At 42.7% G+C, this 16,057-nt stretch carries 15 protein-coding genes and 1 riboswitch; of the genes, 1 reads left to right on the forward strand and 14 read right to left on the reverse strand.

The genetic code is table 11. The features are described 5' to 3' along the window. Positions 1-42: 42 nt before the first annotated feature. Positions 43-1,788: an adenine deaminase C-terminal domain-containing protein gene (locus ADA55_RS06100; RefSeq protein ID WP_048680603.1), complete on the reverse strand. Its 1,746-nt coding sequence runs from the start codon at positions 1,786-1,788 to the stop codon at positions 43-45. A gap of 145 nt (positions 1,789-1,933) precedes the next feature. On the opposite strand from ADA55_RS06100, the gene ADA55_RS06105 reads away from it, so the two are divergent. Continuing rightward, entirely contained in the window at positions 1,934-2,200 is a 267-nt protein-coding gene (locus ADA55_RS06105) for a YgaP-like transmembrane domain (RefSeq protein WP_048680606.1), read from the forward strand. A gap of 45 nt (positions 2,201-2,245) precedes the next feature. Here the strand turns inward: ADA55_RS06105 and purD are convergent, their stop codons facing one another. The 13 genes from purD to ADA55_RS06170 form a co-directional block, all read right to left on the reverse strand. Continuing rightward, the gene (purD, locus tag ADA55_RS06110) at positions 2,246-3,520 is read right to left on the reverse strand and encodes a phosphoribosylamine--glycine ligase (RefSeq protein WP_048680609.1); all 1,275 of its coding nucleotides are present in this window, start codon (positions 3,518-3,520) and stop codon (positions 2,246-2,248) included. A gap of 19 nt (positions 3,521-3,539) precedes the next feature. Continuing rightward, positions 3,540-5,075, reverse strand: a complete 1,536-nt coding sequence (purH, locus tag ADA55_RS06115) for a bifunctional phosphoribosylaminoimidazolecarboxamide formyltransferase/IMP cyclohydrolase (RefSeq protein ID WP_048680612.1) — start codon at positions 5,073-5,075, stop codon at positions 3,540-3,542. Between the two features lie 18 nt (positions 5,076-5,093). Then, on the reverse strand, positions 5,094-5,669 hold the full coding sequence (gene purN, locus ADA55_RS06120) for a phosphoribosylglycinamide formyltransferase (protein ID WP_048680615.1): 576 nt from the start codon (positions 5,667-5,669) through the stop codon (positions 5,094-5,096). After that, positions 5,669-6,694 carry a phosphoribosylformylglycinamidine cyclo-ligase gene (gene purM, locus ADA55_RS06125; protein ID WP_048680618.1) on the reverse strand — a complete coding sequence of 342 codons (1,026 nt, stop codon included), beginning with the start codon at positions 6,692-6,694 and terminating at the stop codon, positions 5,669-5,671. The genes purN and purM overlap by 1 nt, the downstream gene beginning before the upstream one ends. Before the next feature lie 42 nt (positions 6,695-6,736). Then, positions 6,737-8,152, reverse strand: a complete 1,416-nt coding sequence (gene purF, locus ADA55_RS06130; protein WP_048680621.1) for an amidophosphoribosyltransferase — start codon at positions 8,150-8,152, stop codon at positions 6,737-6,739. Next, positions 8,137-10,356, reverse strand: coding sequence for a phosphoribosylformylglycinamidine synthase subunit PurL (purL, locus tag ADA55_RS06135; protein ID WP_048680624.1), 2,220 nt, complete (start codon positions 10,354-10,356; stop codon positions 8,137-8,139). The genes purF and purL overlap by 16 nt, the downstream gene beginning before the upstream one ends. After that, positions 10,340-11,026 (reverse strand): phosphoribosylformylglycinamidine synthase subunit PurQ, encoded by a 687-nt coding sequence (purQ, locus tag ADA55_RS06140; protein WP_048680628.1) that lies wholly within the window; start codon positions 11,024-11,026, stop codon positions 10,340-10,342. Before purQ ends, purL begins: the two co-directional genes overlap by 17 nt. Continuing rightward, positions 11,023-11,277, reverse strand: coding sequence for a phosphoribosylformylglycinamidine synthase subunit PurS (gene purS / locus ADA55_RS06145; protein ID WP_034306118.1), 255 nt, complete (start codon positions 11,275-11,277; stop codon positions 11,023-11,025). The genes purQ and purS overlap by 4 nt, the downstream gene beginning before the upstream one ends. Further along, positions 11,270-11,989 (reverse strand): phosphoribosylaminoimidazolesuccinocarboxamide synthase, encoded by a 720-nt coding sequence (purC, locus tag ADA55_RS06150; protein ID WP_048680630.1) that lies wholly within the window; start codon positions 11,987-11,989, stop codon positions 11,270-11,272. Before purC ends, purS begins: the two co-directional genes overlap by 8 nt. A gap of 102 nt (positions 11,990-12,091) precedes the next feature. Then, positions 12,092-13,384 (reverse strand): adenylosuccinate lyase, encoded by a 1,293-nt coding sequence (purB, locus tag ADA55_RS06155; RefSeq protein WP_034306123.1) that lies wholly within the window; start codon positions 13,382-13,384, stop codon positions 12,092-12,094. Further along, positions 13,381-14,541 (reverse strand): 5-(carboxyamino)imidazole ribonucleotide synthase, encoded by a 1,161-nt coding sequence (gene purK / locus ADA55_RS06160; protein WP_048680633.1) that lies wholly within the window; start codon positions 14,539-14,541, stop codon positions 13,381-13,383. Before purK ends, purB begins: the two co-directional genes overlap by 4 nt. Then, the gene (gene purE, locus ADA55_RS06165; RefSeq protein WP_034306127.1) at positions 14,525-15,013 is read right to left on the reverse strand and encodes a 5-(carboxyamino)imidazole ribonucleotide mutase; all 489 of its coding nucleotides are present in this window, start codon (positions 15,011-15,013) and stop codon (positions 14,525-14,527) included. Before purE ends, purK begins: the two co-directional genes overlap by 17 nt. 179 nt (positions 15,014-15,192) lie before the next feature. After that, positions 15,193-15,294: riboswitch (purine riboswitch) on the reverse strand. Between the two features lie 74 nt (positions 15,295-15,368). Beyond that, entirely contained in the window at positions 15,369-15,569 is a 201-nt protein-coding gene (locus ADA55_RS06170; RefSeq protein WP_048680636.1) for an NETI motif-containing protein, read from the reverse strand. Positions 15,570-16,057 lie beyond the last annotated feature (488 nt).

Here is a 16,057-nt window from a genome sequence, read left to right on the forward strand (position 1 = left end):
TTTCCACTCCTCTGATTTATTAGCCATTTCTTCTCTTATATTTTAACGCATTATAGTGGGAAAGAGTATAGTTTTATTCATTACATCATATACTCCTCGCTGGGTGAGCCTTATATATGGCAGATGGGTTGTCGAAAAGAATGAAAGGGTATACACAGGATCGGCGAAGCGATAACCTCTCTCCCGCAGCAAATGTTTCAATTCATTTTCTTCTTTTATCAATTCAGGAACCTCCTTGGTCGACATGACTCCCTTTAATTTCAGAGGAAGTTCATGAATCACCTTGCCTTGTTCCGTCAAAATGATTCCACCGCCAATTTCCTTCAGCCGGTTAAATGCCAAATGCATATCCTTTTTCCTTTTACCGATCAATATGATATCACCTGTATTTGTATAAGAGCCAGCAAAGCCACACAATTTGTCCGCAAACCCTTTTAATATCGTATTGATGCGCCATTTCCCTTCCCGGTCGATTAGCATGAAAAAGCATTCATCATCCTCAAAGTTCAGTTCTTCATGCCCAACATCATTGGCAAGGGAGTACGGTTTCGTAATTACATTATTAACCAATTCTATCCCGAACGGCATGGAAAATTCAAAATCTTCCTTTAAACTGAGATCCCAATCAAGATCGAGCGGTTTAAAATCGAAATCACTCCATTCGATTTCCTGTTTATCCGGAATGATCTCACCATCCCTTTTCACCCATTTCCCTTTCGCCATTACCGAAACCGGTGCGGGTTCCTTTACATCGGTCAGGAAGTTGATGTTCGCCACCCTCCCTGTGGCAATATTGCCATGAAGGTATTCAATGTTATAATATCGTGCGATGTTGATGGTCGCCATATTGTAGGCATCGATGACCGGAACGCCATGCTCTATCGCTATTTTGATCAAGCAGTCTATGAAACCACCTTCATAAAAGGACGGCGGTGATCCATCTGTCGTATAAAAGAATTTGTCATAATGATCAATGCCCAGTTCATGGATTTCCTGTATCAGCTTTGGTAAATCCGGACGGATCGAAGAATGTCTTAACGATACATAATAGCCCTGCAGCAAGCGTGACATGACTTCATCACCTGTCATTGCCTCATGATCACAATCGGCGCCGAACAAGGTCATTTTTGCTAAAGTCTTCTCTGAAGCACCTGGAAAGTGTCCTTCTATTTTCTTCCTCATTCGCTTGGCTTCCTGAATCCAGTGCAACATCATGTCATCCCCATCGAGAAGCTTCGGCCATCCAGTTAGTTCCCCGCCCTGTAATACGGCATCATGCTCCAGCCATGATTTGACGGCCCCATGGGAAAAGACCATATCTTCATCGATCAATTCCGTTTGTCCGTCAAAACGGCTCCACCAATACATTGTTACAGGAATGTTACGTAATTCTTTCAAAAGAGAAAACGCTTTCTTTTTATCTAACTGCAATAGAAACGGCAAGTTATCATTGATCAATGTCGTTGTGCCAAAATGAGATGCATAACGTGAAAAAGAAAGGGGATTATATAATTGAGAAGGGTGTGAATGCGGCTCAATATAACCCGGGACCAAGTACTGGTTTGTACAGTCGACCATTTCACAGCGGTCTATATTATCAGGAAGCTTATCGCCAACATATATGATGCGATCTTCATATATCCATATATTCGCTTTTACCCATTTTCGTAAAGCCTGATTTAAATAAGTCGTATTTTTTAGCAGAATGTGTGGTGCCCTATTGCCATCCAGCACATCTATATGTTCTCTTAGATGTTTATTTTTCCATCTATAGCGCTGTTCAAGCATAAACATTCCCCCATAAGTTATTAGAAACAGTGTATGAAAAAAACCATTTTCAATCCAATTTTATTTCATAGTAACATACTTGCCCCATTAGAACAGTAATGTTATCCAGATTATTGTTAAATTTTTGTGAAGGGATGGATTTTATATGAAGTTTAAACAAAATATCAGTATAATAAATGCTTTAATGCGAATTACTTGTGGTTTTACATTTCTAACATGGGCTACGGCTAAAATGGTGAAAAAACCATGGAAAAACCAATCTTATATAATCGTGGCCATGCTTTCCGCCATGAAAATAGGCGAAGGAATCCTCCGTTATTGTCCTGTCGTAGATGCGATGGAAAACGGACAAAACTTGATGACAAAAGGACCAAAACAGGAAAATGAATCGAATCAATCTGATTCATATTAAGTCTTATAGAAGAAGCTGACTCCGCTTAGAGTCAGCTTCTTTATATTATGATGAAAAATTGAATTTTATTGCTCGGTAGCCAATATCCGTTCGCCAAAATAAACCGTCTTTCTCAATATGCCCTAACTCTTTATATACTTCAGCTTGCGCAGAGGCCAAATCTTTCCCTTTTGCAGCAACCAGAAGTACACGTCCGCCATTCGAGATGAAGTTCCCTTCATTATTGAGAGCCGTTCCAGCATGATAAACATGGGCTTTCGGATCAATCTTTTCCAAGCCTTTAATGATAGATCCCTTTTTATATTCCCCTGGATATCCATCAGCTGCGACGACCACTCCGAGCACGGCTTCTTCATGCCATTCAAGTTGTAAATCCTCTCCAGAAAGAACCGCTTCAAGCGTATCTACGAAGTCTGTCTTTAGACGAGGTAAAACGACTTGCGTTTCCGGATCGCCAAAACGGGCATTGAACTCAATGACTTTTGTGCCTTTTTCAGTGGCGATCAACCCGGCATATAATATTCCTGTAAAACTCCGATTCTCAGAAATCATCGCATTTACCGTGGGTTTAAGAATCGTTTCGACTGCAGTCTGGATCATTTCATCGGATATTTGCGGCACCGGTGAATATGCACCCATTCCACCTGTGTTCGGACCCTGATCTCCATCAAAAACCCGCTTATGATCTTGAGCAATGACCATCGGATACACTTTTTCCCCATTAACGAATGCCATCAATGAAAATTCCTCGCCATCAAGGAATTCCTCAATAACGACTTTGGCAGATGCTTCCCCGAACTTTGCTCCGACTAGCATATCATGGATGGCGTCTAACGCCTCTTCCATCGTCATAGCAACTACGACACCTTTTCCTGCTGCCAAACCATCCGCTTTTATGACAATGGGGGCACCCATTTTTTCGATATATGCTTTTGCTGAATCATAATCAGAAAATGTTTCATATTCCGCTGTGGGAATGCTGTAGTTCTTCATTAAATCTTTAGCAAAGGATTTACTTCCCTCGATGACTGCAGCACGGCCATTAGGGCCAAATACCTGTAATCCCGCTTCCGTAAAATCATCTGCAAGTCCATTCAACAATGGGGTTTCGGGCCCGATCACCGTTAATGAAACAGCATTCTTCTTTGCAAAGGCAACCAAATCCCCATGATTGTTTTCATCAATTGGTACAAGAGTCGCTACATCGGTCATCCCTGGATTTCCCGGTGCTGCAAAAACGGTCCCAACTCGTTTACTTTCAAATAGTTTGCGGGCTATGGCATGCTCCCTGCCGCCCCGGCCAATTACTAGTACATTCATTATCGCACCTCATTTTTGATTAATGTTTAAAGTGACGAATTCCTGTCAACACCATCGTAATCCCATATTCATCAGCTTTCTTGATCGAATCTTCGTCTTTAACAGATCCACCAGGCTGAATGATTGCCGTGACGCCCGCTTTCACTGCCGCTTCTACAGTATCATCCATCGGGAAGAAAGCATCTGATGCCAATGCACTTCCTATTGCTCTTTCCCCAGCTTGTTCCAAAGCAATTTTTGCAGCTCCCACGCGGTTCATTTGTCCTGCGCCAACACCTATTGTCATTTGATCGTTACAAACCACAATTGCATTCGACTTGACATGTTTCACGATTTTCCAGCCAAGTTCCATGGCTTTCCACTCTTCAGGGGTAGGCTCACGTTTCGTTGCCACTTTTACCTCTGCATCCTTTAAGCTATGTGCATCCTGATCTTGAATAAGCAATCCGCCTTCAATGGATGTCAATTTACGTTCAGGCTTTTTAACCGCGTCGAAATCGATCGTTAATAAACGAAGGTTTTTCTTGCTTGTCAATACTTCCACTGCCTCTTGTGTAAACCCAGGTGCAATGATGATTTCAAGGAAGATTTCATGAAGCTTTTCCGCAGTTGCCTTATCAACTTCACGGTTCAAAGCGATGATCCCACCGAAAATGGAAGTGGCATCTGCCTCATATGCTTTTTCATATGCTTCCAAAATGGTCGCACCGACACCGACGCCGCAAGGATTCATATGTTTGACTGCAACTGCAGCCGGCTCATTGAATTCTTTAACGATTTGAAGTGCTGCATCAGCATCATTAATGTTGTTGTAGGAAAGTTCTTTTCCATGTAATTGATTCGCTTCTGCAATTGAGAAAACGGAACCAAGCGGTTTTTTATAGAATGCGGCTTTTTGATGTGGATTTTCCCCATAACGAAGCGACTGTTTCAATTCATAGGTAACAGTCAATGATTCAGGATTTTCTTCATCGGCAAGCTCTGTCATATACTCTGAAATAACGGCATCATATGCTGCTGTATGACGGAAAACTTTTGCTGCCAGGCGGCGATTCGTGGTTTTTGATACCCCGCCGTTTTGTTCCAGCTCAGCCAATACGGTAGGATAATCATTGGAATCAACGATAACAGTCACATATTCGTGGTTTTTAGCAGAAGAACGAAGCATTGTCGGTCCACCGATATCGATGTTTTCAATAGCATCTTCCACAGTGACTTCCGGTTTGGAAATAGTCGCCTGGAATGGATATAGGTTCACACAGACAAGTTGAATGGGTTCAATATTATGTTCCGCAAGCTGTGCTGCGTGATTTTTGTCATCATGTTTTGCCAACACTGCTCCATGGACATTCGGGTGAAGCGTTTTAACACGTCCATCCAATATTTCAGGGAAACCGGTGACGTCACTGATTCCAATTACCTCAATACCATTATCCTGCAGCGTTTTTTTGGTACCGCCTGTAGAAATGATTTCAAAACCTGCTTCAATTAATCCTTGAGCAAATTCTACGATACCTGTTTTATCCGATACACTAATTAATGCACGTTTCTTCATGTTATGTTGGTCCCTCCATTAAGTAAGTTTCTTGTGGCATAGCTCCTGCAAAACTGACGGATACAGATCATGCTCCATTTCCTGAATCCTTTTCTGAAGGATGTCTTTCGTATCCCCTTCAAGAATCGGCACTGTTTTTTGGGCAATGACCGGTCCTGTGTCCATTCCATCATCCACATAATGAACGGTTACCCCCGTTTCCTTCACTCCGGCATCAAAAGCCTGGCCAATTGCATCCTTGCCTGGAAAACTTGGCAGAAGTGAAGGGTGGATGTTCACGATCCTCTGTGAATACTTTTGTAATAATGTCGGACCTATCAAACGCATATAACCAGCAAGAATGATGAACTCTATCTCATACTGGCGAAGTTTTTCCAGGATTTCCGATTCATATTCAGTCTTGTTGGAGTAATTCTTTGCTGAAAAGGAGAAAGAATCAATATTCTCAAGCTTTGCTCTCTCAAGCACATATGCGTCTTCACGATCGCATACGACAAGACAGATTTCCGCCTTCAACTTTCCACTTTTTATTGCTTCAGCAATTGATTGAAAATTACTACCGTTACCTGATGCAAAGACAGCAAGGCGTTTCATTATTTGAACGACACTCCATTTCCATCCACAACCGTCCCAATAACTGAGGCTTCTTCACCGCAAGACCGTAGGTGGGCTAGCACATCGGATGCCACTTCTTTTTTCACGATAGCCGTCATTCCAACTCCCATATTGAAGATATTGAACATTTCCTCTTTTACAAGGTTCCCTTTTTCTTCAAGGAATGAGAATATAGTTGGAATTTCCCAGCTTCCAAGCTCAATTTCAACACCGCATCCTTCAGGAAGAATACGCGGAATATTCTCGATGAATCCTCCACCGGTGATATGGGCAAGACCATTAACCTCAAATTTTTCCAACGTCGATAAAACGGACTTCACATAGATTTTTGTCGGCTTTAATAATTCCTCTCCCAACTTGCAATCCAGTTCCGGTACGAAGTCATGAAGCCCCATGCCTGAGTCCTCAAGAAGGATTTTACGAACAAGGGAATACCCATTACTGTGGATGCCGCTTGAAGCGAGTCCAATAACGACGTCACCAGCCGAGATGGCTTCACCAGTAATCAAACGTGATTTTTCAACGGCACCTACAGTAAAGCCTGCCACATCGTATTCTTCCGTCTCGTACATGCCTGGCATTTCAGCCGTTTCTCCGCCGATTAAAGCACAGCCCGCCTGCTCACAGCCATCTGCAATTCCTTTGACGATCATTTCAATTCGTTCAGGATCTGCTTTACCACAGGCAATATAATCTAAAAAGTATAAAGGTGCAGCACCTTGAACGACAACATCATTGACGCACATAGCTACACAATCCACTCCAATTGTATCGTGTTTATCCATCATGAACGCTAACAAAAGTTTTGTACCCACTCCATCCGTACCAGAAATGAGCACAGGTTCTTTAAGGTTCAAGGAAGATAAATCAAACATGCCGCCGAAACCGCCCAGACCATTCATTACTTCTGGACGAAATGTGCGCTTTACATGTTTTTTCATTCGATTTACCGCTTCATAACCAGCCTCAATATCCACACCAGCCTGTTTATATGCATTAGCCATTTGAAATCCTCCTCCGAAAATCAATCATCATTGCCGACTTGATTAACATTTTGTTTTTTCTCGTTCGTATTCAAAAATTTCAGTCGGATAATTTCCGGTGAAACAAGCTAGGCATGAACCGCGCGTTTCTCCAGGAAACGGTCGTCCAATTGCTTCGACCATACCTTCGACACTTAAAAAAGTTAAGGAATCAGCTTCAATGATTTCCCTTATTTCCTCCACCGATTTTGAGCTTGCAATCAGTTCTTCCTTTTTAGACGTGTCTATGCCATAAAAACATGGATTCTTGATCGGTGGTGAGCTGATTACCACATGCACTTCTTTCGCTCCGGCATCTTTTAACATGCGGACAATCCTTCTGCTCGTTGTCCCACGGACGATTGAATCATCAACCATTATGACCCGCTTGCCTTCCACTACCCCTCTTACAGGTGATAGTTTCATCTTTACGCCTTGTTCACGCAGACTTTGTGATGGCTGAATGAAAGTCCGTCCAACATAACGATTCTTTATTAAGCCCATTTCATAAGGAATGCCTGCAGCTTCAGCATAGCCAATCGCTGCCGAGATGCTGGAATCAGGTACACCTGTAACTACGTCTGCTTCAATTTTGGTTTCGAGTGCCATTTGCTTACCAAGGTTTTTCCGTGCCGTATGAACATTGATACCATCAATGTTGCTATCCGGACGGGAAAAATACACGTACTCCATCGTGCACATTGCCTGTTGGCTGGAAAGCGAAAAGTATTCGGATGTGATTCCCTCATCATTAATGACAACGAGTTCACCCGGCTCAATATCCCGGATGAATTCTGCACCTACAATATCAAGTGCACATGTTTCAGATGCAGCGAAATATGCATCGCCTATTTTCCCCAAGGAAAGTGGACGGAAGCCATGCGGATCTCTTGCCATGATCATTTGGGTTTCTGTCATGATGACAAAGGCATAGGCTCCCTTTAGCATACTTAAACTGTTCTTCACGGAATCTCTTACATCCGAGTAGCCGGAGCGTTTAATCAGATGTGCCAGAACTTCCGTATCAGAGGTCGTTTGAAAAATGCTTCCTTGTCCTTCAAGCTGTGCTTTTAATTGATGGGCATTGACGATATTCCCATTATGGGCAAGGGCCAGCCCTCCTGTATGAGAATTGAACAGGAAAGGCTGAACATTTTGATACCCGCCGCCGCCTGCCGTTGTATAACGGACATGGCCGATTGCCGCTTTACCGCTACCGGAAAGTGCCTGCATTTTTTCCGCAGTGAATATCTCTGTGACAAGTCCTTCGCCCTTAGAGATGGACATCTGCTCACCATCCGTCACGACGATGCCCGCTCCCTCTTGACCACGATGTTGCAAGCTATGCAAACCGTAGTAAGCAAGCTGGGCTGCATCGGGATGTCCCCAGACTCCAACAACACCACACTCTTCGTTTAGGCTTCTTATTTCAGCAAGCATGGTATGGCTCCCTTCCAAGCTGTTTGTAAATCTTCAATGTCCGCTTCCAATACTTTGCTATCACTTGTTGCCACGATTAATTTATTATCAGCCGTTACTGAGCCTATGCAAATCGCATCTTCAACAAGAGCTTCAAATGACGCTTGATTTTCAGGATTGATGGACAGTAGGAATCGTGATTGCGTTTCACTGAATAATTCAGATACAGGTTCCCCGGATATACTCACTTTTGCCCCTAGTTTGCTTGCCCCGAATAAAGATTCAGCTAAAGCCACTGCCAAACCGCCTTCCGAAAGGTCATGGGCTGATGCAACAAGTCCTTTTTGGATTGCTGTCAGAATTTGCTGCTGACGTTTTAGTTCAAGGTCCAAATCAAGTTCTGGAGCGCGTCCAAAGATTTTACCCTCTAGCATTTTCTGTAATTCACTGCCTCCGAATTCCACTTTCGCTTCACCGACCACGTAAATCAAATCGGATTCATTTTTAAATGTTTGTGTTGTGATGTGCTTAAGGTCATTGACTAGACCAACCATTCCAACCACAGGCGTCGGATAAATCGCTTCACCATTCGTTTCATTATAAAGGGAAACATTTCCTCCGATTACAGGAGTACTTAAGCTTCTGCAAGCTTCACTCATACCGTCTGCCGCTTTTTCCAGTTGCCAGAATATTTCTGGTTTTTCTGGATTCCCAAAATTCAAGCAATCCGTGATCGCTAAAGGTTCCGCACCCGAGCAAATGATGTTACGGGCTGCTTCAGCCACAGCGATTTTGCCGCCTGTTTCAGGATCTAAATAAATAAAGCGGGAGTTGCAATCCGTCGTCATGGCAAGGGCTTTATTCGTACCACGTACACGCACTACCGCTGCATCCGATCCAGGTGAGACGACTGTATTCGTGCGGACCATGTAATCATACTGGTCGTAGACCCATTCCTTACTCGAAATTGTCGGTTGCTTCAATAGTGATACCAATGTTTCTTTATAATCTTCAATGACTGGCACTTCTGCCGTCATGCTTTGGAAGTCACGGAAATATTGCGGCTCTGCAGATGGCTTGTGATAAATAGGAGCTTCTTCAGCCAATGCATCAACCGGAACCTCAGCAACGATTTCACCTTGATGGGAAAGGGTTAGGTTTTTATCATCCGTTACTTCACCAACAGCAACCGCTTCTAGGTCATATTTCGTAAACAAGTCGACGATTTCCTGTTCGCGTCCTTTAGTGACAACGATCAGCATCCGCTCTTGTGATTCAGAAAGCATCATTTCATATGCTGTCATTCCCGTTTCACGCTGCGGTACCAAATCCAGGTTCATTTTTATTCCTGAGCCAGCTTTACTCGCCATCTCGGCAGATGAGCTTGTAAGACCTGCTGCTCCCATATCCTGAATGCCAACAAGGGCATCATTTTGAATCAATTCAAGGCATGCTTCCAAAAGCAGTTTCTCCATGAATGGATCGCCTACTTGTACGGCAGGCCGTTTCTCTTCCGAAGACTCTGATAGCTCTTCAGATGCAAATGTTGCTCCATGAATGCCATCACGTCCAGTTTTGGCACCCACATACATCACTGTGTTGCCCACTCCATGCGCTTGGCCCTTTTTAATGTCCTTATGATCGATCAAACCGACACACATTGCATTGACAAGAGGATTTCCTTCATACGATGGATCAAATTGAATTTCTCCTCCGACAGTTGGAATTCCGATACAATTCCCGTATCCTGCAATCCCTGCAACCACTTCTTTAAATAAATATTTCACGCGATCATTGTCTAGCTCACCGAAGCGAAGTGAGTTCAACATCGCAATCGGACGGGCTCCCATGGAGAAAACATCACGGATAATTCCGCCGACACCGGTAGCAGCACCTTGATAAGGCTCTATTGCCGAAGGGTGGTTATGACTTTCAATTTTAAAAACGACAGCCTGATCGTCACCGATATCAACGATACCTGCTCCTTCACCAGGACCCTGTAGCACTTTCTCCCCTGTAATCGGGAATTTCCTTAAGATGGGTTTTGAATTTTTGTAGGAACAATGCTCTGACCACATAACCGAAAACAAACCAGTTTCCGTATAATTCGGCAGTCTGCCTAAGATTTTCTCCACCATTGCAAATTCATCATCGGATAGTCCCATTGTTGCGTACAATCGATCCGATTTAATTTTTTCCGGACTTGGTTCAAGCTGTAATAACATGTGATTCCCTCCAGTTTTTTACGATGGATTGAAAAATCTTTAAGCCGTCTTTACTGCCAAGCAGCGAATCAACAGCACGTTCGGGATGAGGCATCATTCCGAGGACATTTCCTTGTTCATTTGTAATTCCCGCTATTTGCTCCAAGCTTCCGTTTGGATTTTCACCATCATACGTGAACAAGATGCGGTTATTTTGTTTTAATTCAGCCAATGTTTCATCATCGCAGTAGTAATTCCCTTCACCATGTGCCACAGGGATCGTAATCGTTTCATTTAATTCATATCCTGTCGTGAACATCGATTGGTTATTTTCAACCTTCAGTCCTACATTGCGGCAAATGAATTTCAAGCCTTCATTACGGCGCATCGCTCCAGGTAAAAGTCCTGCTTCAAGTAAAATCTGAAAACCATTGCAGACACCCAAGACAGGCTTTCCTGCTTGTGCCGCTTTTACGACTTCAGCCATTACATTCGAAAAGCGTGCAATTGCTCCAGAGCGTAAATAGTCTCCATAAGAGAAACCTCCAGGAAGGAGAATCCCATCATACTGATCTAGATTGTCTGTAGAGTGCCAAACATACTCCACTTCTTCCCCCAGTGCATCCTTTATCGCATGGTACATATCGACATCACAATTGGAGCCAGGGAAAACTATGACAGCAAATTTCATTGGGTGATAACCTCCTCAACATCATAACGGTAAGCTTCAATTACCGTATTGGCCAATAGTTTTTCACACATTTCCTTCACAAGTTGATCTAAATCACGATCCGTATCCTTAATTGTAAGTTCAATGTATTTCCCCACTCGAACATCACTAACTTCGTTATATGTCAAGCTATGAAGTGATTGTTGCACTGCTGCTCCCTGTGGATCTAATACACTTTCGCGTAGTGTGATATATACCTTAACCTTATACATGTTGAGTGCCCTCCAACTTTGCTAGTATTTTTTCATAAGCATCTGTTAAACTTCCTAAATCACGGCGGAATACATCTTTGTCTAATTTTTCGTTCGTATTAATATCCCATAATCGGCAGGTATCAGGTGAAATTTCATCTGCCAGCAGAATGTCTCCATTCGGGGTTTTGCCGAACTCTAATTTAAAATCAATCAATTTAATGTCCAACTCTTTAAAGAAAGACGTTAAGACGATACTGATTTCTTGTGCCTTTTCTTTTAAAATCGCTACATCTTCCTTGCTTGCAAGTTCCAATTCTTCAATATGGTCTTCCGTTAACAGAGGATCGCCGAGCTCGTCGTCTTTATAGTAAAACTCAATCAGCGTTTTCTTGAGCGGCTGGCCTTCTTCAATGCCAGTCCTTTTAGAAAAACTGCCGGCAGCCGTATTTCTGACAACGACTTCTAGCGGAATGATGGACACCCTTTTGACTAACTGCTCCCGTTCGGAAAGCATTTCAATAAAATGGGACGGGATATTCTCTTGGGCAAGCTTTGAAAATAGTAAGCTAGTAATTTGATTATTCAACTTACCTTTTCCGGCAATCTCTGACTTCTTCTCACCATTGAATGCTGTTGCCGAATCCTTGTATTCCACCCATACTATTTCACTGTTGTCCGTTGCAAAAATCTGTTTCGCTTTTCCTTCATACAACAATTCTCGTTTTTCCATCTGTCCAGACCCCCACATTGTGAATATTATGAATCTTCCTGCCATTGATCAGGCTTGGCAAACATATCACCATTAAAGGTGCCATGTTTGCCGCCTTCACTTTTATAAACCTAAACGATCAAAGATTACATCAACATTTTTCAGGTGATGTGTAGGATCGAAACAATCATCAAGTTCTTCTTTCGTAAGCAAGCTTGTGATTTTATCATCCTTTTCGATCAGGCTTCTGAATGGAACCTGAAGCTCCCATGCTTCCATCGCTTTCGGCTGAACCGTATCATAAGCTTCTTCACGGACAAGTCCTTTATCGATAAGGGATAGCAGCACACGTTGTGAGAAAATCAATCCCAGCGTACGGTCCATATTGCGTTTCATATTTTCTGGATAAACGGTCAAGTTCTTCACTATGTTGCTGAAACGGTTCAGCATATAGTTTAATGCGATCGTTGCATCCGGCAAGATGATGCGCTCAGCAGAAGAATGCGAAATGTCACGTTCATGCCATAATGGCACATTCTCATATGCTGTCATCATGTAACCGCGGATTACACGAGCCATACCCGTCATATTTTCAGAACCGATTGGATTCCGTTTATGAGGCATTGCCGAAGATCCTTTTTGTCCTTTTGCAAAGAATTCTTCCACTTCGCGTGTTTCACTTTTTTGCAAGCCGCGAATTTCCACTGCAAACTTTTCAATAGATGTCGCAATTAAAGCCAATGTACTCATATAATGTGCATGGCGATCGCGTTGTAATGTTTGTGTTGAGATTGGCGCTGCTTCAAGGCCAAGCTTTTCACAAACGAATTTTTCAACGAACGGGTCGATGTTTGCGTAAGTTCCGACAGCCCCAGAGATTTTCCCAACCTCTATGTTCTTTCTTGCTTCTTCAAAACGTTCGACATTGCGTTTCATTTCTTGATACCAAAGTGCCAGTTTCAACCCAAAAGTGGTCGGTTCCGCATGAACTCCATGTGTACGTCCCATTTGAACCGTGTATTTATGTTCTTTCGCTTTATTTTTCAGGATCTCCACGAAGTTATTTAAATCCTTGGCAAGGATCTCATTCGCCTGCTTTATCACATATGAAAGAGCTGTATCCACCACATCAGTGGAAGTCAGTCCGTAATGGACCCATTTCCGTTCTTCACCCAACGTTTCGGAAACCGCACGTGTAAAAGCAACAACATCATGGCGTGTATCTTTTTCGATTTCATTGATACGGTCGACATCGAATGTAGCATTTTCACGAAGAAGCTTCACATCTTCTTTTGGAATGACACCTAGCTCCGACCATGCTTCACAAGCTAAGATTTCAACTTCCAACCACGCATTAAAGCGGTTCTTTTCTGTCCAAATGTTTCCCATCTCTGGGCGGGTATAACGTTCAATCATTTTACTTCCTCCGTTTCAACCTGTTGATTCCATATTTTGCTTCGATCACTTTCCAAAAGAGCTTCCTCAATCGTTGGACGTAAAATATTCACATGACCCATTTTCCGCTTAAGCTTGGCTTCTTTCTTACCGTAAAGGTGAACCTTCCAATCTGAAAGCGTCGGAATTTCATCCATCAAGGGTCCGATATGCTCACCAAGGATGTTTATCATTACCACAGGCTTCAATAACGCCGTATTTCCGAGAGGCCAATTGCAGACAGCCCTTATATGCTGTTCAAACTGTGAAGTCTCACATGCCTCCATTGTATAATGGCCTGAGTTATGAGGTCTTGGCGCTAATTCATTAATGATGATATCATCCTGAGCGGTTAAAAACATCTCGACTGCCAATGTCCCCACCAAATCAAGTTTCTCTGCAAGCTGCAAAGCTTCATCAATAGCTTTCCGTTCAGCTTGGATACTGATACGGGCCGGAACAATGCTTTTATGAAGAATGTTTTCAATATGAATGTTTTCCGCAATCGGAAAATGACTTTTCTCGCCATCAGCCTTACGCGTAACGATGATGGATATTTCTTTTACGAAAGGAATCCAGGCTTCCAGCACACATATACCTGTTTTGAGCAGGGGTTCAGCCTTTTTGATATCGGCTTCTTCCTTAATGACCAACTGCCCTTTTCCATCATAACCGCCCCGCGTCGTTTTTAACACACTAGGGTACCCTAATTTCTCTATATGAAGGTAAATTTCTGAAATATCCTGTATTTCCTGATATGGAGCAACGGAAGCTCCTGCATCGGATATGGCTTTTTTTTCAGTCAATCTATCCTGTGTCAGCTTTAATAATTCTGAGCCCTGTGGAAGAAATGCATGTTGCTTTAACCAATCCAAGGCTTCTGAACTGATATTTTCAAACTCGTATGTTATGACATCACTGACGTCAGCTAACCTTTTCAATGCTTCGATATCATCATAAGCACCAATGATTTCAATATCCGCCACTTGAGCACATGGGCCTTCTGCAGTCGGCTCTAGGACCGCTATCTTAAAGCCCGATGCCTTAGCTGACAAGGCCATCATCCTGCCCAATTGCCCACCGCCGATAATTCCAATGGTCTGTCCAGGTAATATGATTGTATTATTTAAGTTGTTCACTGCTCTGTAACACCTTTTCTCTGGTTTCGTCTCGTAAAGCCTCTAGCCTATCAGCAATGTCAGAATCAAAAGCCGCTAACATTTGAGCCGCTAACAAACCGGCATTGACTGCGCCGGCTTTTCCGATCGCAACCGTTGCAACCGGTACGCCACCAGGCATTTGAACAATCGATAATAACGAATCCATCCCATTTAATGCCTTCGACTGTATTGGCACGCCAATCACAGGGACAATCGTTTTAGCGGCGGTCATACCTGGAAGATGTGCAGCCCCGCCTGCTCCGGCAATAATCACTTTAATATCTCTATCTTTTGCACTCTCTGCATATTCAAATAGTAAATCCGGCGTCCGGTGGGCGGAAACGACTCTTTTTTCATAGGGGATCTCAAGCTGTTCCAATGATTCACAAGCGTACTTCATCGTTTCCCAATCCGAGACACTTCCCATAATAACCCCAACTTGCGGTTTCATATCATCTTTCCCTCCAACACTCATATTATGGCGTCCCGAGTATGCAGACAGACGCTTATCATTTATCTATAACATGTAAATTAAAAAACCGGACAGGTTGCTTCCTCATCGAGAAAGCAACCTGTCCGGAACAGAAAGCCCTTTTGGAAAATACAAAAAGACTTGGCTAGGTTTCCGAAATAGTCAGATGCTTTTCTCATAGTCCGATGATTTACGGTCATCAGGTAGAAACTTTTGGGCCATATCCCCATGATTATATGAGACGTATTAATGTAACTTCATCTTACCTTCCGGCCATTTTAATGTCAAGTTAAAATCGAATATTTTTACATGATATTAATTAAACGTTCGTGTTTTACTCGATTAACTTTGCTTCGAATACAATTTTTCGATCAACCGGCTCATAATGGACTTTGCCATTCTCGATTCTCTCCGCAAAGATAGGTTCTTCCGTTCGCCTTACAGGAAAGTAACCTGCCGCTTTAATTCGATCTAAACATGCATCGATCGTCTCGCCCTCGATAACTTCAAACTTTTCCTTACTCTTTTTACTCACAATACCGATCCCTTCATGGTTCTATTTTGTCTGCCTTCTTCCTTACCCATCCAACTTGCATATTATCAATAATAAATTCTTCCTAGTATAATGAAAAGAATAAGTAAAGACAAGAATGCATGTAAATAAATACTTTATAATGGAAATTCCAAAATGACTCAGAATATGATCCCCCTTGCCTTCCTAAAAGCATCTACTCTCATATACTCTACATCCCCTTCAATATCCCGCCCTTCTCCTCCCTCTGAATTAAAATAGCTTGATTCATGAAATTACCTCTGCTCCATGATCGTTACATATTCGTATCTTGCTCCCATGAATTATTTCAATTCAAGTTTAGTCCGAATAAATAAGTCAGCTGATGAAATTAATTAGCCTGCAGGTCGATTTAGCTGTTAATTTACGTCACTCCTCCTGAAAGCTGAAAAATATCGCAATACAAAAAAAGACCAGCCGGATGGCTGATCTTTTTAAATGGCTTGGCGGCG

Source organism: Bacillus sp. 220_BSPC, assembly GCF_001054655.1.
Classification (GTDB): domain Bacteria; phylum Bacillota; class Bacilli; order Bacillales; family DSM-1321; genus Peribacillus; species Peribacillus frigoritolerans.